Annotated in this window: 21 protein-coding genes; 11 read left to right on the top strand and 10 right to left on the bottom strand. The window is 41.1% G+C overall.

From position 1 onward, the window contains the following. Positions 1-249: 249 nt before the first annotated feature. The 4 genes from dapA to purC all read left to right on the top strand — a co-directional run bounded on the left by dapA (position 250) and on the right by purC (position 4,224). On the top strand, positions 250-1,158 hold the full coding sequence (gene dapA, locus KDJ85_RS05310) for a 4-hydroxy-tetrahydrodipicolinate synthase (RefSeq protein WP_206086560.1): 909 nt from the start codon (positions 250-252) through the stop codon (positions 1,156-1,158). Positions 1,159-1,174: 16 nt separating this feature from the next. Next, positions 1,175-2,227: an outer membrane protein assembly factor BamC gene (bamC, locus tag KDJ85_RS05305; RefSeq protein WP_225818771.1), complete on the top strand. Its 1,053-nt coding sequence runs from the start codon at positions 1,175-1,177 to the stop codon at positions 2,225-2,227. 190 nt (positions 2,228-2,417) lie between these two features. Next, on the top strand, positions 2,418-3,077 hold the full coding sequence (locus KDJ85_RS05300) for a hypothetical protein (protein ID WP_225818770.1): 660 nt from the start codon (positions 2,418-2,420) through the stop codon (positions 3,075-3,077). A gap of 433 nt (positions 3,078-3,510) precedes the next feature. Further along, positions 3,511-4,224: a phosphoribosylaminoimidazolesuccinocarboxamide synthase gene (gene purC / locus KDJ85_RS05295; protein ID WP_206086563.1), complete on the top strand. Its 714-nt coding sequence runs from the start codon at positions 3,511-3,513 to the stop codon at positions 4,222-4,224. 54 nt (positions 4,225-4,278) lie between these two features. Here purC and KDJ85_RS05290 read toward each other — a convergent pair whose 3' ends face one another. Genes KDJ85_RS05290 through KDJ85_RS05270 form a run of 5 tightly spaced genes read right to left on the bottom strand, consistent with a single transcriptional unit; the run spans position 4,279 to position 7,669 of the window. Further along, positions 4,279-5,082 (bottom strand): energy-coupling factor ABC transporter ATP-binding protein, encoded by an 804-nt coding sequence (locus KDJ85_RS05290; protein ID WP_225818769.1) that lies wholly within the window; start codon positions 5,080-5,082, stop codon positions 4,279-4,281. After that, positions 5,066-5,932 carry an energy-coupling factor ABC transporter ATP-binding protein gene (locus KDJ85_RS05285; protein ID WP_225818768.1) on the bottom strand — a complete coding sequence of 289 codons (867 nt, stop codon included), beginning with the start codon at positions 5,930-5,932 and terminating at the stop codon, positions 5,066-5,068. The genes KDJ85_RS05290 and KDJ85_RS05285 overlap by 17 nt, the downstream gene beginning before the upstream one ends. Next, positions 5,923-6,627, bottom strand: a complete 705-nt coding sequence (locus KDJ85_RS05280; RefSeq protein ID WP_225818767.1) for an energy-coupling factor transporter transmembrane component T — start codon at positions 6,625-6,627, stop codon at positions 5,923-5,925. The genes KDJ85_RS05285 and KDJ85_RS05280 overlap by 10 nt, the downstream gene beginning before the upstream one ends. Beyond that, entirely contained in the window at positions 6,628-7,209 is a 582-nt protein-coding gene (locus KDJ85_RS05275; RefSeq protein ID WP_225818766.1) for an ECF transporter S component, read from the bottom strand. A gap of 34 nt (positions 7,210-7,243) precedes the next feature. Further along, the gene (locus tag KDJ85_RS05270; RefSeq protein ID WP_225818765.1) at positions 7,244-7,669 is read right to left on the bottom strand and encodes a PPC domain-containing DNA-binding protein; all 426 of its coding nucleotides are present in this window, start codon (positions 7,667-7,669) and stop codon (positions 7,244-7,246) included. A 623-nt stretch (positions 7,670-8,292) separates the two neighbouring features. Between KDJ85_RS05270 and KDJ85_RS05265 the strand changes: the two genes are divergently transcribed. Both KDJ85_RS05265 and KDJ85_RS05260 read left to right on the top strand, forming a co-directional pair. Then, positions 8,293-8,745 carry a DUF441 domain-containing protein gene (locus KDJ85_RS05265; protein WP_225818764.1) on the top strand — a complete coding sequence of 151 codons (453 nt, stop codon included), beginning with the start codon at positions 8,293-8,295 and terminating at the stop codon, positions 8,743-8,745. 7 nt (positions 8,746-8,752) lie between these two features. Further along, positions 8,753-10,774, top strand: coding sequence for a tRNA(Met) cytidine acetyltransferase TmcA (locus KDJ85_RS05260; protein ID WP_225818763.1), 2,022 nt, complete (start codon positions 8,753-8,755; stop codon positions 10,772-10,774). On the opposite strand, the gene KDJ85_RS05255 is transcribed toward KDJ85_RS05260, so the two are convergent. Next, entirely contained in the window at positions 10,758-10,946 is a 189-nt protein-coding gene (locus tag KDJ85_RS05255; protein ID WP_047757402.1) for a YpfN family protein, read from the bottom strand. The genes KDJ85_RS05260 and KDJ85_RS05255 overlap by 17 nt on opposite strands. A 237-nt stretch (positions 10,947-11,183) precedes the next feature. Between KDJ85_RS05255 and KDJ85_RS05250 the strand changes: the two genes are divergently transcribed. Further along, complete coding sequence (locus KDJ85_RS05250; RefSeq protein ID WP_225818762.1) at positions 11,184-11,576, top strand: DUF454 family protein; 393 nt, start codon at positions 11,184-11,186, stop codon at positions 11,574-11,576. 46 nt (positions 11,577-11,622) lie between these two features. On the opposite strand, the gene KDJ85_RS05245 is transcribed toward KDJ85_RS05250, so the two are convergent. The 4 genes from KDJ85_RS05245 to KDJ85_RS05230 all read right to left on the bottom strand — a co-directional run bounded on the left by KDJ85_RS05245 (position 11,623) and on the right by KDJ85_RS05230 (position 14,600). Beyond that, entirely contained in the window at positions 11,623-12,291 is a 669-nt protein-coding gene (locus tag KDJ85_RS05245; RefSeq protein ID WP_225818761.1) for a M15 family metallopeptidase, read from the bottom strand. After that, on the bottom strand, positions 12,288-13,415 hold the full coding sequence (gene dapE, locus KDJ85_RS05240) for a succinyl-diaminopimelate desuccinylase (protein WP_225818760.1): 1,128 nt from the start codon (positions 13,413-13,415) through the stop codon (positions 12,288-12,290). The genes KDJ85_RS05245 and dapE overlap by 4 nt, the downstream gene beginning before the upstream one ends. Positions 13,416-13,428: 13 nt before the next feature. Then, positions 13,429-13,800, bottom strand: a complete 372-nt coding sequence (locus tag KDJ85_RS05235) for an ArsC family reductase (protein ID WP_225818759.1) — start codon at positions 13,798-13,800, stop codon at positions 13,429-13,431. Between the two features lie 179 nt (positions 13,801-13,979). Continuing rightward, on the bottom strand, positions 13,980-14,600 hold the full coding sequence (locus KDJ85_RS05230) for a LuxR C-terminal-related transcriptional regulator (protein ID WP_225818758.1): 621 nt from the start codon (positions 14,598-14,600) through the stop codon (positions 13,980-13,982). A gap of 600 nt (positions 14,601-15,200) precedes the next feature. Here KDJ85_RS05230 and maeB point away from each other — a divergent pair. The 4 genes from maeB (at position 15,201) to KDJ85_RS05210 (ending at position 21,596) form a co-directional block, all read left to right on the top strand. Further along, entirely contained in the window at positions 15,201-17,480 is a 2,280-nt protein-coding gene (gene maeB / locus KDJ85_RS05225; protein ID WP_225818757.1) for an NADP-dependent oxaloacetate-decarboxylating malate dehydrogenase, read from the top strand. Between the two features lie 131 nt (positions 17,481-17,611). Continuing rightward, positions 17,612-18,484 (top strand): ChaN family lipoprotein, encoded by an 873-nt coding sequence (locus tag KDJ85_RS05220; protein ID WP_225818756.1) that lies wholly within the window; start codon positions 17,612-17,614, stop codon positions 18,482-18,484. 130 nt (positions 18,485-18,614) lie between these two features. Beyond that, positions 18,615-19,409, top strand: a complete 795-nt coding sequence (locus KDJ85_RS05215) for an energy transducer TonB (protein ID WP_225818755.1) — start codon at positions 18,615-18,617, stop codon at positions 19,407-19,409. A 12-nt stretch (positions 19,410-19,421) separates the two neighbouring features. Beyond that, positions 19,422-21,596, top strand: coding sequence for a S9 family peptidase (locus KDJ85_RS05210; RefSeq protein WP_420851544.1), 2,175 nt, complete (start codon positions 19,422-19,424; stop codon positions 21,594-21,596). Positions 21,597-21,724 lie beyond the last annotated feature (128 nt).

Raw genomic sequence — 21,724 nt, 5'->3', positions numbered from 1 at the left:
ATTTGATTAGAATATAGCCTTAAATCGAGACTATAAAAACTGACGGCCACTGGGAGTAAGGAAACCATAAAAAGTGACATCTGCCAAGAGGCGTCATTCACTCTTGCGAGAAAAGTCAGTGAATTATTACTTCTATTTAAGTTAACTCTGTTGGCATTAACAAAATTCATTAAAATCTTGCTGTTGGGTGGTTTTCTTCTTGGAAATGAAAACGTAACATGGAGGTTCAATTATTTAAGGGGTATCGCTATGGCTAATGGAAACGCAAACTACAAAGAATTTTTAACAGGAAGTATTGTCGCAGTTATCACACCAATGGATTCAGCAGGGCGTTTAGATAAAGCTAGCTTAAAAAAATTGGTCGATTACCATGTGGAAAGCGGCACAACGGCTATCGTTTCTGTTGGTACTACTGGTGAATCAGCAACCTTAACGCATAAAGAACATGTGGATGTTGTGAAGGCAACATTAGAGCTTGCTGATGGTCGTATCCCGATTATTGCCGGGGCGGGAGCAAATGCAACAGCAGAAGCTATTTCACTCACAAATGATTTTGAAAACAGTGGTGTAGTTGCTTGCCTGACCGTAACACCTTATTATAATAGGCCTTCACAAGAAGGGTTATATCAACACTTTAAAGCAATTTCAGAAAACACGAGCTTGCCACAAATTCTCTATAATGTACCATCACGTACAGGCTGCGATATGCTGCCAGAAACTGTGGGTCGTTTAGCAAAATTGGCGAATATTGTCGCAATTAAAGAGGCGACAGGGAACTTAGCACGTGTTCATCAAATCAAAGAGCTGGTTGATGATAATTTTGTGCTATTAACGGGTGACGATGCGACCGCACTTGATTTCATGCAACTGGGTGGAAAGGGCGTTATTTCAGTGACATCGAACGTTGCTGCGGCTCAGATGGTAAAAATGTGTGACTTAGCGCTTGCAGGCAAATATACTGAGGCGCGTGAATTAAATAAAAAACTGATGGGCTTACACCAACAGTTATTTGTTGAACCGAATCCAATTCCAGCGAAATGGGGTTGTCATCGCTTAGGTCTGATTGCCGACGGGACATTACGGTTACCAATGACACCGTTAACTGCAGCAGGCCAGCAAAAAGTTGAGGACGCTTTAAAACTCGCTGGGTTACTGTAAAATTTAGGGAATTTTAATGGCAACATTATTGCAAAAATCGAAGGTTATGAAGGTTGCTGGCCTGTCACTTGTGGTGTTACTGGCAGCCTGCTCCAGCGATCAGCGCTATAAACGTCAGGTCAGTGGTGATGAGGAATACCTTAACACCGCGCCATTGAAAGTATTAAATGTGCCGCAAGGGATTACATTGCCTGCACAAAATGGTGAGTACGACATTCCAAAAACGACCTCAACAGGTCCAGTTGGGAAAGCGTTAGATATTCGTCCACCAGTACTGACGATTTCGCAATTAGCTGGTTCGCGCACGGAAAATAGCGCTGATGCAAGTCGTTTGTTGCTAGAAAACACACCTGAAAATAGTGCTTTATGGTCACAAGTTACGATGATCTTAGAGCAACGTAACATTCCAGTTTCATCGAAAGATGACGGTACTCACTCCATTGAAACTGATTGGGTAAAATGGACGCGTGCTGACGAAAACATTCCGATGGAAAGTCGTCATAAAGTGTCAGTTAAACCTGAGAATGGCATGATAGCCTTGACGGTGACTAACTTAGGTATGCGTCAAGGTGATGAAACCATTACGGATGTTGTTGAAATTCAACGTTATAACAAATTGTTATTAAATGAATTAACTGACAACTTGTATGCGTTACGTGATACCTCAAATAAAAATAGCCTGCAAAACGCTTATGGCATCATTGATGTGCAAACTGGCAGTGATGATACTGGTTTACCGCTGATTGTTGTCCGTGCACCGTTTGATGCTGTATGGGAACGTTTACCGCACACCTTAGAAAGCGTGGGGATGAAAGTCGGTGACCGCACGCGCTCAACGGGTTCAGTGATGGTGACTTATAAAGGTTTAAGTAGTTCTGAGTGGCAAGCGTTGGGTATTGATGACCCAACTGTGCCTGAAGCAGACTATAAAGTGCAAGTGGGCGACTTAAACAACCGTAGTACGTTGCAGTTTATTTCGACAAAAGGCGTTGCATTAACGCAGAAACAAAATGACGAAATGGTTGCAGCATTAAAAGCGGCGTTCAGTAAAGCCCCAACAAAAAAATAATCACTCAGTTTTGATGGTTAAAAATAGAACCGTGGCGCGATTAGCCACGGTTTTTTTATGGGAAAAATATAACAGTGATCGATTATTTATTTTAATAATCGATACACGTCGCGTATATTTTGATGAATTTATCATCAGCAATTTTTCGGATATACTTCATTTAATATCAATCACACCGCAGAGGCAATACGTGCATAATCACTCGACGAAACCCACACAAAACGGTAGCAACGATATTATGCCAAGGAAAATTTCAGGGACAGAATTTAACCAAAAATTACGCATCAACCGCCGAAATGTAGAAGATACCCTACATTTTTTAGCAGAAGGTGTGAGTGAATTTGTACTCCCTGGTTTTGTTTTACCCAAAGGTTACCGTTTAGTGAAATCACGAACGAAGGATCAATATCGCTTAATTGCAGAAGGTGAGAAGCCCGAAACAGTGTATTTGGTCGAACTGCGGTTTCGACGGGACATCGTAATAGGGAAAACCACCTGTACTCAGGTTAAAGTGTGGCGCAGTAGCGCATATAACCATGTTGAAATAATTAAAGATTTACCTCGTCAGTTTTTCATTAACTTACTTAATTCTTATTCCATCATGGTTACTGATGAAGAACAAACCGATGCTGGACAGCGTTTTTGGGAAACGATGATCAGTTGGGCTTTTAGTCAAAATTACTTTGTCTACGCATCTAATGGCGAAGAAGAAGAGAGGTCCCTTGCTCGTATTGCCAATATGGAGGATTTTTACCTTAACTGGATAGACGTGTACTGGGGGAAAGACAAGGATATTCATCCACATAAATTAGTTGTTATTAGTCAATCACCATTGAACCAATCCAAATAATAACTCTGATTATTAATCAGTTTATTCATTATGCCGCTTCCTTTTGTTATCAAAGATATAGCTAGCTAATTAGTTATTAGCAAATTAAAGGCGGATACTTCATTTTAACGTCTCCCATTGTTAACGATGACTTATAATAGAAAAACAAATGGACAAAAAATCAGTGTTTATCATTAAGTAATCGTTTGCGTCAAACGTGAAATTTTATTATCATAATAGGCATTGAAAGATAAAATATTGAATATCAGTAAGTTAGATTAACGATGCGGTTTGATGGTTAGTTGACTGAAACAGAGCAAAAAATTAACTGAGAAAAGGCATTTTCATCTGTTTTCTATTTTCCGTTAATTTTGTGTTCTGCAAAACAGCGTCACAAAATCTATTCACCTATTGTTTTTCTCTATAGTTTAATCACATCTCTGGAGTGTGTAAGATGCAAAAGAAAGCTGAGTTGTATCGTGGCAAGGCAAAAACTGTCTATACCACTGAGGATCCTGATCTGTTAGTTCTGGAATTCCGTAATGATACATCAGCACTCGATGGTGAGCGTATCGAGCAATTTGACCGTAAAGGCATGGTCAATAACAAGTTTAACCACTTCATTATGAGTAAGTTAGAAGAAGCGGGTATTCCAACACAAATGGAAGCGTTACTGTCCGACACCGAAGCACTGGTCAAAAAGTTAGACATGGTGCCAGTTGAGTGCGTGATCCGTAACCGTGCTGCGGGCTCATTAGTGAAGCGTTTAGGTGTTGAAGAAGGGATGGTATTAAACCCACCACTATTTGACCTGTTCTTAAAAGACGATGCTAAACACGACCCAATGGTTAACGAATCTTACTGCGAAACGTTTGGCTGGGTGAGCAAAGAAAATCTCGCTAAAATGCGTGAGCTTAGCTACAAAGCTAATGATGTATTAAGCAAGATTTTTGCAGATGCAGGTTTGATTTTAGTTGATTTTAAATTGGAGTTTGGTTTATTTAACGGCCAAGTGGTTCTGGGTGATGAGTTTTCCCCTGATGGTAGCCGTTTGTGGGATAAAGAAACACTAAACAAAATGGATAAAGACCGTTTTCGCCAAAGCCTTGGTGGTTTGATTGAAGCTTATGAAGAAGTTGCGCGCCGCATCGGGGTTCAATTAGATTAATTATTTCCTATAAAATAGAATGACTTTAGCCTGCTTAGCAGGCTATTTTTTTATCTAATCAAGATGAAGAAAATTTTTAACCCATGCTTTCGGTGTGACGGATGCGGTTGATAGTGCCAATTTTTGGCTCAATGAAATCAAAGTTGGAGCAGGGAGCTCAGACTCAACTTGTAATGTATGATGATTGAGCACCTCTATTGGTGAGCCATCTGCAATCAGTTTTCCATGGGATAAATGTAGCACCCGTTTAAAATGACGCGCCACAAAGTCAAAATCATGGCTAATAGTCACAATAGTGGTACCTTTAATTCGTTGTAAATTCAACCAATTTTCAAACCGCTGTATCCATAACGCATCGAAGTCACGGCTTGGCTCGTCGAGTAAGATTAGTGATGGCGAGACGGCTTCTAAACAGGCGACCGCAACCATTCTTCGTTGTCCTGCATGCAGGTCGAGTGGGTGTTTGTCCGCAACATCAGTTAAGTGGCAAGCTTCCAACGCATCTTGTACACGTTCAGTAATGATCTCTTTTGGTAGCTTTTTTCGTTTTAATCCAAATGCGACTTCGGCTTTTACTGTGCTGTGGAAAATTTGCTTTTCCGCCTCTTGAAATAAGATACCGACTTGGTTAGCGCGTTGAGGGGTCGTTAATTGTGCGAGGGGCTGGTTATGTAGCAGTAAATCACCTTGGTTAGGGGATAATAACCCCGCTAAAAGTCGCAAAAGTGTCGATTTCCCTGCGCCATTATCACCAACAAGCGCAACCCATTCACTAGCCTGTACATTGAATGATAAATCAGAAATATTATCGATATTTGAGCTTGGCCAGCGGTAACTGACGTTATTGAGTTGTAGCATATAACACCTTAAATGCATCAATTAATTGTGTTTCATCACGAGGGATTGAACTTTGCCATTCGCCGAGGTTAATTAACTCCCCAATCGCACGCCATGCATCGGGCATATTAATTGTGGCGATTGAGCTTGGGAAAATCGATTCTAAGGCACCACTGGAGAGCATTCTCCCTGCTTCAGAAAATGCCTCACCGCTACTGAGTAAAAGGTAGTCTTCACAGTAATTGATAGCGGGCAATAAATTACGCTCAAATAATATGATGCAGCAATTGGTGTGAATTGAATAGTGTTTCAATTGAGACAATAGGCGCTGTGTCGCACTGGGGGTCAATCGACTAAAAGCTTCATCTAACAACAATAATTGGGGACGCATCGCAAGGGCACTTGCCAAAACAACACGTTGAGCTTCTCCACCCGATAAGGTTGCAGGGTGCCGATGCCTGAGTGGCTCACAAAAAGTGAATGCGATGGCATGTTCGACACGTTGCGCGATTTCATCGGGTGACAAGCCTAAGTTTTCGGGGCCAAAGGCAATTTCTTGTTCGACGGTAAATGTGCAGCCAGAAAGCTGTAACTGAGGGGATTGCTGAATAAGTTGGCGTGTAACAGACGCTTGGACTAATACGTTATTTACTAGCGGTTGTTGTAATACATCGGCTATCCCTGTTAACTCACCATGTAATAAGTCCCCATGCCAACCAGCAAGAATCTGTGCTAATGTGCTTTTTCCACTGCCATTTCCTCCCAATACGCAAAGCCATTGGCCTGCATTAAGCTGGAGGTCAATGGGCCCCAGTAACGGGTGCTGTGCACCTTGGGGAATAAATTGCATTTGCTGTAAATTTACCACCACAGAGCTAATCCACCTTCAATAAATATCAATAATAACAGACTGTAACGTAATATAACTTGCGAATAGCTATCCGCCGGTGGGTTCAATGTCGTGCGTTTGGTGCTATAGCGAAACGCATGCATATCCAGCGCTGCCCCACGAATACTTAGCTCGCTTAGGGCATTACTGGCTAATGGGAACAACATGGCAGGTAATGAAATACACCGCTCCCAAAAGTTGCCATCAAGGGGGACGCCTCGTGCTAACTGTGCTTCACGAATTGTCTTCAACTGTTGCTTAAGTTGCTCGACAAGTAAGAGAGGTCCAGCAAAGAGGTAAGAGAAGCTAGCAGGTAGTCTGCTAGCAAATAAAGCACGGATAAACCGCTCAGTGGGTACATATTGCAGCCAAAGTTGTGAACAACTGATAATTGTTAGCAACTTAAACCATAAGGCTAAAGCAAACTCAGGTCGGCTATTTTTCAGTGTTTCACCTGTCAGCAGTTGTGCGAACCACCCTCCATGTATTAGCCATAAACCTAATGCCATTGGGATCATAAACCATGCAACAATTTTCCAGCGAGGGCGAGCTGGGGGCCATGATAGTAAAGCAAGAAATGTGCTACACCCCAGCAGAATCAATGGCCAGTCTAGCGGTAATAGCAATGCACTGGCACTGAGCCAAAGCCACAACGTCAGTGAGGTAAACGGGTGCATCTAGCGGACCTTTGCCATATTAGGGTAGTTGCGTTGTACACGTTCAGGTAATTGTCGAACTAATAACCATGCGACGAGCGCTGAGATGATCTTATCGGCAATATTTGCCCCTAAAACGGTGATAGCAACGGATTCAAGTAAGTTATCACCCACAGCATGGAAATAGGCGACAAAGAAATCGGCACCACTACCTGTTGTGCCGCCAAATAAATACGTTCGAATTGGCACAGCAACAATCATTAACGCAAAGGTGATCACAACGCCTGATAAAATCACTCTTGGTAATGTGCGAAAACCACCTGCACGTGCTAAAAGGCCAGCACTTAAACCTATCATCATTGCAACGGGGGCAAAAGCTGCTGCGATTGGACCACTTAGAAGTCCCCATAATAAGTTGGTCAATAATCCGCTAGTGAGAGCAGCCCAAGGCCCTGCGAGTAAGGCACAAATTAATGTTCCGATAGAATCAAGAAAAATAGGCAGCTTTAACATGGAGCTTAATTGGCCTACAACCATATTGATCGCAATTGAAAAAACAATTAGCGTTAGGATGCGGCTGGAAACAAACGATGGTTTACTCATAAAAAACGATTCCTTGCAAAATAAAATAGAAAAATTAGCGTGAAATAACAACAAGTTCTTCATAACCAGAAAGGGGGCAGGGTTCCCGTGTAAAGGCAATATTTTCAAGCTCGCCAATGACTAATTCCAATGTTGTTCTAACACTACAGCCAGGCATCATATGACCGCCTCGCATGTGGCCTTTTTCATCCGAAACGGATAAATGCAGGTGTTCACCATTGGCTTCTAAGGTGCCAATTAACGAAACAATTTCAAATTTGCCACAGATATGGTCGGTATCTTCTTGGCCAGCAAAACGTAACGCAACATTGGTAAGGCTCCCTACACAACCTGCAATAAAGGCGGCTTGGAACCCATGTAGGGCAATCTGTTTTCTTAAGGTTAATAAAACGTCGTCACCTGGAAGCAAACGGATCGCAATAAAACGTGCATTTGAATAAAAGGGTAATGCTTGGGTCATGTTTTCAATCCTAGAGTTGAAATTGTGCTGAATGTCGCACAAGCATGTAAAACATTAAAATGATAAATAATGCTAGGTTATAAGTTTTTGTGTATTGATTACTCTGGGGCATTATACGCAATAATTGATGCGTTTCTGGGGGGATAAGACATGTGATGCAAACTTCAGGAAAACCCTCTACGAGTTGGTGTTTATCGTGAGGAAAATCAAAAATAAAGGCAGATAAAAAAATAAAGAGTGATGAATATTCCGAGAATTTAGCTTAAGGTTTTTATCGGGCAGTGAAATTCCAGTGCAGTCATGGTTTATTTTTTCATTTTGCTCGTTTGCCATGGATTATACTGGGAGACGGAAATTCATTAAGAGGCGCGTGACGCGAGTTTTAATCATATCCCACTCTGGAGTTTTTGATGCTTATTTGTATCAAAATTCCCCATTGTTACTCATGCGTATTTGAAACTTCATGTTTAGGTGAATAAAAACACAGATTTAATAGTGAATATGGCTAATAACAAAAAGAGTTGATGTAATTATTTGCTTCTTAACTAATGACCCAATAACATGTTTTAAAATAAGTTATTTTGCTACTCACAAAAAATTGCCAGTTCTACAGGGAAAAATCTATGAGTCACGTTGACCCCACATTAATCATTCTTTTGGTCTTAGCTGGGTTAGGAATAATTAGCCATAATATGACAGTAACACTTGCCATGTTATTTTTATTGGTTGTACGAATAACACCACTAAATAATTATTTTCCTTGGATTGAAAAGTATGGATTAACCATCGGGATCCTGATTTTAACTATTGGGGTAATGGCTCCCATTGCAAGTGGTAAAATCAGCGCGAGCGAAGTATTGGGCTCATTTTTAAATTGGAAATCCATTCTGGCAATCGTCATTGGTATCGCGGTTTCCTGGTTAGGGAGCCGCGGGGTCGCGTTAATGTCAAATCAACCCTCTACCGTCGCTGGACTGCTTGTTGGCACCGTGATTGGTGTTGCATTATTTAGAGGTGTTCCTGTTGGGCCTTTGATTGCCGCAGGGATATTGTCGCTATTAATTGGGAAGTCTTAATTACGTTATGAATGATTTGCTGTCTGCCTGCGTAGACCAGCTGCGTATATTGGGTTTTCGCCGCTTATTGGTTTTATCTGGCGACGATGAATGGATTACTCAGCGGTTAGGTGAACTACAAACCTCCTTAACAGGGGATTGGCTGACACTTTCCTCTGATTTACCAAATAGTGTGTTGCCTGAGAATGCTCACTTATTGTTAGGACGTGAATTCTTGCATGGTATTTTTGATGCACGCAAGGGAATTCATAGTGAAGCACTTGCAATGCAAGCAGGCTCACTCAAGGCAGGTAGTTTGCTGGTTTTTTGCACGGTAGCGCAAGAGACATGGCCTAATCACCTAGATATTGACAGTCTGCGCTGGAATGAACAGCATGGCATGATCCCAACACCCAATTTTGTGCGTCATTTGCAACGTGCTATGTGCGCCTCTGATGATGTCATCGTTTATCAGCAAAGTAATACAGTACGCGTAAAATTACTGAACAATAGCCCTGTTTGGTTACCACCAACTGGGAAATTAACAGCACAACAGCAGCAGGTCTTAAACCAACTATTATCAGCTTCAAAAGGAATTTGGGGGATTATTGCACCAAGAGGCCGTGGAAAATCGACGGTGGCAGGTCAGCTAATACAACAATGGCAAGGGGAATGTTGGTGCTGTGCCCCCGCTAAAGTCTCCACTGAAGTGCTTGCACAACATGCGGTTAAACCACTGCATTTTTGGGCGCCAGATGCTTTACTCGCTTATTGTCAATCGGGTCATAAAATAACCGCAGATTGGTTGGTTATCGATGAGGCCGCTGCTATCCCGAACTATATATTACGTCAATTAGTTAATTATTTTCCTCGTGTGTTATTAACGACCACGGTTGATGGCTATGAAGGTACAGGACGCGGTTTTGTGTTGAAGTTTTGTGCAAGCTTACCCAATTTTACGTCTTTAAATCTTGACGAGCCGATTCGTTTTGCACGCCATGACCCGCTAGAAAAATGGCTAAATCAAGCACTGTTATTGCAAGAACCAAATTCAACTTTGATTTCGCATTCGATTATTGAATATCAATCAATTAGCCAGGACGAATTGGCAAAAAATGAGCGTAAATTAACCGCATTTTATGGTTTATTAATGAGTGCTCATTATCGAACATCACCATTAGATTTACGTCGTTTATTGGATGCAAACAAACAGCATTTCATGGCCGCCTCTAGCCAACAAATGGATGAAAACTATTTAGCTGCACTATGGATGGTGGATGAGGGGTTATTAGATGAATCATTAAGTTGGCAAATTTGGGCGGGTTTACGTCGCCCTAGAGGGAATCTAGTCGCTCAATCGTTAGCAGCGCATAGTTATTTTCCGCAGGCAGCACAGTGGAAGTCGCGAAGGGTGATGCGCATTGCTGTCGATACACATTATCGTCGGCAGCAAATTGGTTTGACATTAGTTGAACAACAAAAGCAGGATTGTATCGTACAAAATATTGATTTTCTTTCTGTTAGTTTTGGCTTAACGCCTGATTTATATGCATTTTGGCAAAAAGCAGGGTTTAGTTTGCTTCGTATTGGGTCACAGAAAGAAGCGAGTAGCGGGTGCTATACAGCGATGGCGATTTTACCGCTTTCCCCAAACGCTAAGCAATTATGCGAGCACGGTAAAATCCTGCTTCAAAGGGATCTTTACTGGCGAAAAGATTTAGCAGATTTCCCCCTTTATTCAACGGATGATCAACAACTTACTCAAGAAGATTGGGTTGAACTTATTGGTTTTAGTGAATTTAAGCGCCCAGTTTCAGCCAGCCAAAGTGCTATTTTGCGCTTTTTAGCTCAATATTCTGATCCCGCCCCTCTTTTAAGACATTATTTCGAACAGGGTAAGCCACTGTCTCAAATATGCGAAGAATTCAAGCTAACAGGCAAAAAACAGTGGTTGAATCGTGTGCGAAAGCAGGTTGGTGTTTTTGTCAGGCAATACCAGCCAGCGCTGTTGTCTGAGGTTGTTCAAAAGGTGATTACTTTTTGTCCTTAGGCCAATCATCTTCATCATCCCACAGGTGGTTATTATCTTTGTGGGGAGGAACCTCTGGTTTATCATCAAGAAACTTTTTAGGGTCAAGCTTCATCATTTCTTTGACAGAGTTCCAAATCAGTCCAACCAAGAGAAGCGGAATTATCCACCAGTAATCTGCTAGCCATTGCATTTTTTATCACCATTTATCATTTTTGCTTTTTCGTTGAGCCAGTTATATTGTGCTTATACCACTAATGTGAGTGACATGATATCAATCAACGATTTCACTGATGGGTTTAAACAGGGAAAAGCGACTTTTCATTAAACCCGTTTGCGATTACAGTATATCATTGATATTACTGTGAGTTACCACATATTTATCAGGGTTTTTACGTTTACATGAGTTTGCAAGGGAGCGCAGGCAAATTTGAAAAAAATCCTTCTTATTATTTTGGGTTGGCTGGCGGTGGCGCTTGCATTTGCAGGCGTAGTATTGCCTGTTTTACCGACAACGCCATTTTTATTATTAGCAGCATGGTGTTTTTCACGCTCCTCACCGCGTTTTCATCAGTGGTTATTGTATCGCTCTTGGTTTGGTGGCTATTTACGTCATTGGCAGAAACATAGAGGACTGCCTAAAGGTGCTAAACCTAAAGCGATTATCTTGATCGTACTCACTTTTTCGTTATCGATTTGGGTTGTGAGCTATTTGTGGTTGAAAATAGGCTTGTTTGGACTACTCTGTTGGCTGCTTTATTTTATGTATCGGCTACCTGTCGTTGACGAGGCCATACCAACACGTGATAAAACAACCCCATAAGTTAATATCTAGCTTATGGGATTGAATTAAAAAGAAGGGCTAAACGTTACTCTGGAATTTTAATATAGTGGTTAAAAATATAGTCTAGATTATTGATTAACCAATTCTTCCCAAGAATATCTTCTTTTTCCAAAACATCTTTGATGACCTCGGGTGTTAACAATTGTTCCGCTTCGTGTGAAAGCGGCCAATAGCTAATATGCCAAGGTTCATAGGCAACACCTGAATCCTTTGCAGTGAAAGGACGGTAAAAATCAAAGGTGGCCATATTGCTTGACAACCAATCATTTAGCGGTGCAAGGTAACCACCTGCGTCGTACTCCCAAGGCTCTAATTGCAACGTTTGCCCTGCAGGAATGCGTAAGGGGTCATAAACATCAATCTCAGTTCCCCAATGGTGACGGCTTGCACCAGGTAGTGCAGACCAGTGCAAAATAGCCTCACAAAGTTCACCTTCAGAAAGTCGGGTAATATCCAGAGGCTGGCTGTTGGCATCCAGCACAGGGCGTTTACCTGAAAACTTCTCATTCCATATGAGTTGTTGCCGTGAAAAATCACGAAACGCACTGGCTGATTGTAATTTAAAGCCTGCTTTTGCTGCGGCTTGCTGCATTGCAAGAAAGGCTTTGGTTGCATTAAATTGCAAGCGATGAGGACCACCCAGTGTGACCAAGTGATCCGTTGAGCGGCCTGTTAGCATTTCAATGGTGATCATAGAAGGAGCAACTCCATTATCCGTTCATAAATCAAAGCCAGCTGCTGTAGGTCATCGACACTAACGCATTCATCAACCTTATGGATGGTTGCATTTAAAGGCCCCAACTCTATGACTTGTGTCCCCATTTGTGCGATAAATCGACCATCAGAGGTGCCTCCGCTGGTGGACAATTCCGCAGTACGGCCTGTTAATTCTTGGATTGCTTGTAAGGTTGCTGAAACTAATTTGCCACTATCTGTTAAAAATGGCTGACCAGATAACGACCATTCAATTTTATATTCTAGTCCGTAGTGCGAAAGCATTTCTGTGACCCTGTCACGAATCACGGCATCTGTTAGCTCTGTACTAAAACGGAAGTTAAATTGAATAAATAACTCACCAGGAATGACATTACTTGCCCCTGTACCCGCATGAATATTGGCAATTTGCAGGGTAGTTGCAGGGAAAAATGCATTACCGTTATCCCATGTTGTTGTCGTTAGCGCTTGTAAAAAGGCTGCTGCACGATGGACAGGGTTATCGGCGAGGTGTGGATAAGCAACGTGACCTTGCGTGCCAAGGATAGTTAAATCAGCGGTAATAGAACCACGGCGGCCATTTTTGATGATGTCGCCTAGCGTTGATTGGCTTGAGGGTTCACCCACCAAGCAGTAATCCACGGTTTCGTTACGTTGGATCAGCGCCTCAACAACCTTGACAGTGCCATCATGGGCGTCAGCTTCTTCGTCAGAGGTAATCAAAAAGGCTAAACGACCTTGGTGAGTCGGGTGTTTTTCGACAAAACGCTCAGCAGCTACAATCATAGCGGCAACAGAACCTTTCATATCTGCTGCGCCACGACCATATAGGTGTTGGTTGATAATTGTTGGAGTGAATGGTGGCGTTTGCCAGTTTTCGCTATTTCCTGCGGGAACAACATCTGTGTGACCTGCAAACGCGAGTGTTGTTCCTGTACCGCGGTGAGCCCAAAAATTGAGTGTATGACCAAAGGGCATTGGTTCAACGGTAAAACCAATTTTTTGTAGCCTTTCGGTAAGTAATGCTTGGCAGCCTTGGTCATCAGGGCTAATCGAGGGGCGTGAAATAAGCTCTTTTGCTAATTGAATAACAGGACAATCCATTTATACCACCTAACTACTGAGTAAAAGTTTGGTACTCATCGGCACTAAAACCGACCAGATAGCGATTATCTGCTGAAACTAAAACAGGACGTTTAATCATTGCTGGCTCAGCAAGTAATGCTTGTTTGGCACTTGTTGCGTCAACCACCGCATTTTTTTGCTCGTCGCTGAGTTTACGCCATGTTGTCCCCCGTTTATTGACTAAAACCTCCCAATCAATATGTTCCATAAATACAGAAAGTAAGGCATCGTCTAGGCCATCAACCCGATAATCATGGAATTGATAGTCGACCCCGTTGTCTTCTAAGTAGCGACGTGCTTTTTTGATGGTGTCACAGTTTTTAATTCCGTACATGATATAAGGAGAAGAAGGGGTTTTAGACATACAGTTTTCCTCTAAAGCAAATGATTTATCTTACATAATGCGGGAAAATGCATTATGGGTCTACCCCCAACAATATAAATAAAAGTAGGTATTTATTACGTTGATTATAATGAATGTCTTATATAACCATTATAACTAATACTTATTATATAAATGAGTAGTTAAATAACTCATATTGGTTATTTTGAACGCATATAAATTAAGCTGGCTTCAAGTCGAGAGCGCACGCGCAGTTTTTTTAGAATATTTCGAATGTGTACTTTAACGGTTTCTTCAGAAATAAAAAGTAACTTTGAAATTTCTCTGTTTTTTAACCCCGCGGCAAGCTCATGCAGAATTTCACATTCCCTGCGTGTTAATGTAGATAGTGGGTCATTAGATTGATGGCGAGTCATTAAATGTTGGTAAATTTTTTCACTGAATACATGTTGCCCCGCAGAAGCTTTTTTCATGCTGTAATATAGCATATCAAGCTCACTACTTTTTAATAAATAGCCTTGGGCCCCTGCATCAATAGCACCATATATATCGGTTTTAATTGTAGATGCTGATAAAACTAATAGATAGCTATTTAAGCATTGTTTTCGGAGCATCCGAATGGTTTCAAAGGTTTTATTGCCATGCATATTGGTATCTATCACGATAAGATCGGGCTGTAGATGTGTTGCAATACTTAAGGCTTCGGTACAATTACAGCTTTCTGCCATGACAACGAAGTGTTCATCGGTATTGATGAGCTGACGCAATCCAAAGCGTATAATAGGGTGCTCATCAACAATCATTACTGTGTAATTAGACATAGAGGGTTCCTTTGTTATGTCTGAAACGTTACGAACTATTTGGACTGGAGTGATAGAAATAATCACTATTTTGACGTTAATATAACCATGTTTATTATTTAATATGCCAATGGCTATGGGTTTAATATGTGTAATATTATTTGACATTGCTGAAATAAAATATGTAAAGCGCAATTTAAATATGAAATTAAGATAACTTTTACTGATTTTTGATAATACATTAAATTTGGAAAATTAATATCGGTAATTTGAATAATTTAAATGATACTTAATGAATGATAAGGGTGGGATTAGTTAGTATATAATTAATATATTAACTAAGTAAAAAATTAAATGACATATACATTATTAATGTATAATTATTATATTAATAATATATTTATTATTTAATTAAATAGGCTAGAGATTACCTCCACCATGTAGTCTGAGAAAAAAGGCTAAATGATACGTTTAAATACAGATGTTTTATCCATCCTACTGTTGCAAATTCCTGCTTATCAAAAGATTTTTCTGGAAATTGCCAGCATGATCATGATTTGCTAGCGAGATGTGTTTATACTGTTATCGCTCTTACCTTACCTATTTTGAAAGGACTTGACGATGGATGACAAATTAAAACAAAGTGCTCTTGATTTTCATGAGTTTCCACATCCAGGGAAAATCACGGTTACCCCTACAAAACCTTTAACGACCCAGCGTGACCTTGCCTTAGCGTATTCTCCTGGCGTTGCTGTGCCATGTCTTGAAATTGCTGATGATCCACTAAAAGCCTATCGTTATACAGCGAAAGGTAATTTGGTGGGAGTGGTATCAAACGGAACAGCTGTTCTTGGCTTAGGGAATATTGGCGCCTTAGCGGGTAAGCCTGTTATGGAAGGGAAAGGGGTTCTATTCAAAAAGTTTTCTGGCGTTGATGTCTTTGATATTGAAGTCGATGAAACTGATCCTGATAAATTGGTTGATATTATTGCCTCACTTGAACCGACCTTTGGTGGTATCAACTTAGAAGATATCAAAGCGCCAGAGTGCTTTTATATTGAGCAAAAATTACGTGAGCGCATGAAAATTCCTGTGTTCCACGATGACCAACACGGTACGGCGATTATCTGTACAGCAGCGGTAATTAACGGCCTGCGTATTGTGAAAAAAGAGATTGGCGATGTTCGCTTAGTGGTTTCGGGTGCAGGTGCTGCATCAATCGCATGTATGAATCTGTTGGTTGCATTAGGCCTTAAACGTGAAAATATCACGGTTTGTGATTCAAAAGGTGTGATTTATAAAGGCCGTGATGAACGCATGGATGTTACGAAAGCCGCTTATGCAATTGAAGATAACGGCCAACGTACTTTAGCAGACGCTATTCCAGATGCTGATATTTTCTTAGGCTGTTCAGGTCCACGCTTATTAACACCAGAAATGGTGAAAACGATGGCGAAAGACCCTCTCATTTTAGCGCTAGCGAACCCAGAACCTGAAATTTTACCACCACTAGCGAAAGAAGTTCGCCCAGATGCCATCATCTGTACAGGCCGCTCTGATTATCCAAATCAAGTTAATAACGTATTATGTTTCCCATTCATTTTCCGCGGTGCGCTGGACGTCGGGGCAACGACTATTAACGAAGAAATGAAACTGGCTTGTGTTTATGCTATCGCCGATTTGGCTCTTGCAGAACAAAGTGAAGAAGTTGCTTCCGCGTATGGCAATCAAGACCTGTTCTTTGGCCCAGAATACATCATTCCAAAACCATTTGACCCACGTCTGATTGTTAAGATTGCTCCCGCGGTGGCGAAAGCTGCGATGGATTCTGGTGTGGCAACTCGCCCAATTGCGGATTTTGATGCCTACATCGAAAAATTAAACCAATTTGTTTATAAAACAAATTTATTTATGAAACCGATTTTCTCTCAAGCGAAAACAGCGAAAAAACGCATTGTTTTAGCGGAAGGGGAAGAAGAGCGCGTATTGCATGCAACGCAGGAGCTGGTTTCATTAGGTTTGGCATTCCCAATTTTAGTGGGTCGCCCAAGTGTTATTGAAATGCGTATTCAAAAACTGGGCCTACATATTGAATTAGGTAAAGATTTTGAAGTGGTCAACAATGAAAATGACCCGCGCTATAAAGAATACTGGCAAGAATATTACCAAATCATGAAGCGTCGTGGGGTTTCCCAAGAAATGGCTCGCCGTGCCGTGATCAATAACCCAACGCTAATTGGCGGTATCATGGTGTTACGTGGTGAAGCTGACGGTATGATTTGCGGTACAGTAGGTAGTTATGGCGAACACTATGAAGTGGTAAAAGATCTATTTGGTTTCCGCGAAGGCGTCCATACGGCAGGTGCAATGAACGCCTTATTGCTGCCAACAGGTAACACTTTTATTGCCGATACTTACGTCAATGAAGACCCAACCCCAGAAGAGTTAACCGAAATTACCTTGATGGCCGCAGATACGGTACGTCGCTTTGGTATTGAGCCAAAAGTGGCTTTATTATCACGCTCAAGTTTTGGTTCTTCCGATTGTTCTTCTGCACAAAAAATGCGTGATACCTTAGCGATGATCAAAGCGCGTGATCCGCACCTTGAAATTGATGGTGAAATGCATGCAGATGCGGCATTGGTCGAATCTATCCGTAAAGATGTGATGCCAGATAGCCCATTAAAAGGGTCCGCTAACTTATTAATTATGCCTACGATGGAAGCCGCACGTATTAGTTATAACTTGCTGCGTGTAACCAGTTCTGATGGCGTGACTGTTGGGCCTGTATTAATGGGGGTTGCGAAGCCTGTGCATATTTTAACACCAATTGCCTCTGTTCGTCGTATCGTGAACATGGTGGCGTTGGCGGTTGTTGAAGCACAAACTAACCCACTCTAATATGGCAGTCAGTTTGTATTTAAATTAAGCATAAAAGGGCTCTCGTATTTATATGAGGCCCTTTTTTAATTGAAAATGATTATCATTATCTGTATTTTGTGTGCTTCATCTGCATAATGGAAAATAAAATAATGATATCAAAACGCTTTATTGGAAAAACAATCGCATTACTGGCAGGCCTAGTGCTACTGATGGGGTGTGTTCAGAAATCCCCGCAAAAAACACTTCAACTCGATCATAAACTCGTAGAAAAAAATCAATTGATTGATTTATCCACAGGGAAATCAATTACACCAGAACAACTGATACAGCAACTCGCCCAATCTTCCCATGTGATTGTAGGCGAAAAGCATGACAACCGTTATCACCATCAAATCGAGCAGTGGTTAGTCCAAGAAATGCAGCAGGTTAGGCCGCAAGGTGCGGTTTTATTAGAGATGATGACACCATCGCAGCAAAAAGAATTCAATAGAGCAAAAGCGGAATTACAGGGAAATGCTTATATTCGTGGTGAGCGGTTACAAACGGCGATCAAATGGAATACGGGCTGGCCATGGGATCAATACGGCGACCTGATTAAACATGTTTTAGCGCAGCCTTATCCTGTGTTGGCAGCAAACTTGGATAAAGATGTTATTACAAAGGCTTATGCAAATCCGCCTAAATTGACGGGAGGGCACTCAACTCAACCCGTCGTACAAGAGATTATCAGTAAAACGATTGAGTCTTCCCACGGTGGCGAATTGACGGCAGAACAGGTCGCTAAAATGACGGTTATCCAACAAATGCGCGACCGCGCAATGGCTAACGCTTTAATTAACGCACCACAACCTGCATTACTGTTTGCAGGTGGATATCATGCAACTCGCGCGATTGGCGTGCCTCTTCACTTACAAGATTTATCACCAGAAACGGAATTAAAGGTGTTAATTATCTCTGAAAAAGGTAGTGAGATTGATAATTTGCATGCTGATTACGTCTGGTATACGCCAACAAGTGATTAATAGTCAGGCTAATTAAGCTAAATAAATATTAATAATGTGAATGAATTAGCACTATTTGTAATAAATAGTTTTCATTTGCATTTGTTATTGATTATCATTTGCGTCCTTTGTTGTTACATGAAAGATTAAAATGTCGACGATCACTTTAGAATACGGTAGAACGACGAAAACCAGTGGCGCTTTTGCTTTGGCTGTTATTCTGCATGTTGCGGTTATTCTCCTTTTTTTTAAAATTACGGAAAATGACTGGCAACATTTATTACCGCCACCTTCAGTGGTTATGGAAATTTCCATTGAATCACAAGCTAAACAGTTAACTGAAACTAATATCGGTGAAACTCAAGAGCTCGCGATGGCAAGCCAAGCACAAGAAGCGGTTATGGATGATGTTGTCACCCCTTCAGTGCCGATTAACGAAGAGGCTGAAGTGTTGGTGACAAAGGTGGAAAAAAAGAAAACTGAGCCAGCGCCTAAAAAAGAACGTAACGACGTGAAAAATAAGCGAATTAGCGAGTTGGAAAGTGATAACTCAAAAGCCAGTGCGGCTCCTGTGACAAGCGATGCGGCAGCAAAACAACAAACAGATCGCGTTGCGGCCACATTTAACAGCCATGCTCAATCAGATGATGAACAGCGCCAATGGGAAGCGCTAGTCCTTGGGCAACTCAATAAATTTAAGCGTTATCCGGAGGATGCCAAACGGCGTAATCGTATTGGAAAGCCAATAATCAAATTTGAGGTAGATGCGCAGGGGTATATTGTGAATAGTGCATTAGTCAGAAGCTCAGGTACAAACTCATTAGATAGAGAAGCACAGCGGGTACTCACGCGAGCTGAGCCCTTGCCTGCACCTCCTGCTGGTATGTTAACTCAAGGCAAAGTGACGGTAGAATTGCCGATTGATTTTACAATTGAAAATAAATAATCAGGGTAAAAAATGCGAACGCACTTAAATAGATTGTCAGGCTTATCAAGAGCCGTTAAATTTTGTCTTATTGCATTATTGGGATTACAGACAAGCGCAGTGTTTGCGGAGGAACGAATGACAGCACCGATGGCCAAAAAGCAGCCTCATACGATGACAATCCACGGTGATACCCGTGTCGATAACTATTATTGGTTAAGGGATGACGAGCGTAAAGCGCCAGAGGTCATTGACTATCTCACCCAAGAAAATGCCTATACACAGCAAGAGCTTAAATCAGGTGAGTCATTAAAAAAAGAGATTTATGACGAGTTATTCTCACGTATGAAACAAGATGACGAGTCAGTTCCGTACGATTTTAATGGCTATACTTATCGCACTCGAGTTGTTGCTGGAAAAAACTATGCAATTTATGAAAGACGTCCTGTAAATAGCCAAGGTGAATGGACTGTTTTAGTCGATGGTAACCAACGTGCGGAAGGTACAGAATATTATCGTATGGGGGCGTTAACAATTTCACCCGATAACACGATAATGGCAATTGCAGAGGATAGACAAGGGCGCAATGAATTCGCTGTTTCATTTCGTAAAATTAATGAAAATCAGTGGCAAAATGATGTGTTGATGAATACATCAGGCAATATTGTTTGGGCGAATGATAACCAAACTTTATTCTATGTGAATAAAGACAAGCAAACGTTATTACCGTATCAAGTGGTTAGCCATCAGCTAGGTACAAAGCAAGCGCAAGACAAACTGTTGTATGAAGAAAACGATGATACGTTTTACGTGAGCCTCAGCAAATCGACCTCGAAAGATATTATTTTTATTGGCATTACCAGTACTGAGACATCAGAATACCAGTTTATCGATGCTAACCACCCTGATAAAGCGATTGAAACCTTTAAACCGCGTCAAACGGGTGTGGAATACTATCCTGATCATTTTAATGGGAAATTCTATATTCGTTCAAACCATCAAAACCCATTATTTGGTTTGTACACCAATAACAGCGCAGAAAAACACGATGATTTTTCGGCGTGGTCGACGTTGATTGCTCCTCGCGATGATGTTGATTTAGAAGGATTTGAACTCTTTAATAACTGGTTAGTGCTTGAAGAGCGGGCGAATGGTTTGGTGAATATTCGCCAAATTGATTGGCAAACTCAGCAAGAAAACTATGTAACGTTTGACGACCCTGCGTATATGGCATGGATATCAAATAATCCAGAACCCAATACGAACAAATTGCGTTATGGCTATTCATCGATGACTACACCGTCTTCTGTGTATGAAATTAATATGCAAACGCAAGAAAAACAGTTGTTAAAACAAGAGGATATAAAAAATTTTGATAAGGCAAATTACCAAAGTGAACGTTTATGGATAACGGCTAATGATGGTGTAAAAGTCCCTGTTTCACTGGTTTATCGTAAAGACCTCTTTAAACAGGGTAAAAATCCATTACTTATTTATGGCTACGGCGCGTATGGTTATGGTTTAGACCCTTCATTTAGTTCATCAAGATTGTCTCTGTTAGATCGCGGTTTTGTCTATGCTATCGCACATATTCGTGGTGGTGGTGAACTGGGTAAAAAATGGTATTTGCAAGGAAAGACCATTCATAAGATGAATACCTTCACTGACTTTATCGATGCAACCAATGCGCTTATTGACCAAGGCTATGGAAAAAAAGGGCATATTTATGCGATGGGGGGCAGCGCAGGTGGCTTATTAATGGGGGCGATTGTGAATATGGCACCTGAGTTATATGAAGGGGTAGTTTCTGCGGTTCCTTTTGTGGATGTTGTGACGACAATGCTTGATCCTTCTATTCCATTAACCACGGGGGAATATGATGAGTGGGGCAACCCTGAAAATGAAGAGGCTTATTGGCGCATAAAATCCTATAGTCCTTATGATAATATTAAAGCACAGCGTTATCCACATATGTTGGTCACTACAGGCCTGCATGATTCTCAAGTTCAATATTGGGAACCCGCTAAATGGGTGGCAAAATTACGCGACATGAAACAAGGCAATTCTTTATTATTATTAGAAACTAACATGAACGCAGGGCACGGCGGTAAATCTGGGCGTTTTAATGCACTTGATGATATAGCTCTGGATTACAGTTTTCTTTTAATGCTAGAAGATAAAGCTAAATACTTTCCTTATTTAAAATAATTTATTCAATCTAATAATAACCCCCTAAATGTATGAATGTATTTAGGGGGAAACATTTTTTGATAATTCAATTATGGGAATTGAATTTATCTTTTTTATATTGGAATGCACTGTGGGCGTGAATAGAA

The organism is Providencia vermicola (assembly GCF_020381325.1).
Taxonomy (GTDB): Bacteria; Pseudomonadota; Gammaproteobacteria; order Enterobacterales; family Enterobacteriaceae; genus Providencia; species Providencia vermicola.
The sequence above is the reverse complement of the archived record's forward strand: the minus strand, read 5'-3'. Positions and strand labels throughout refer to the sequence as shown.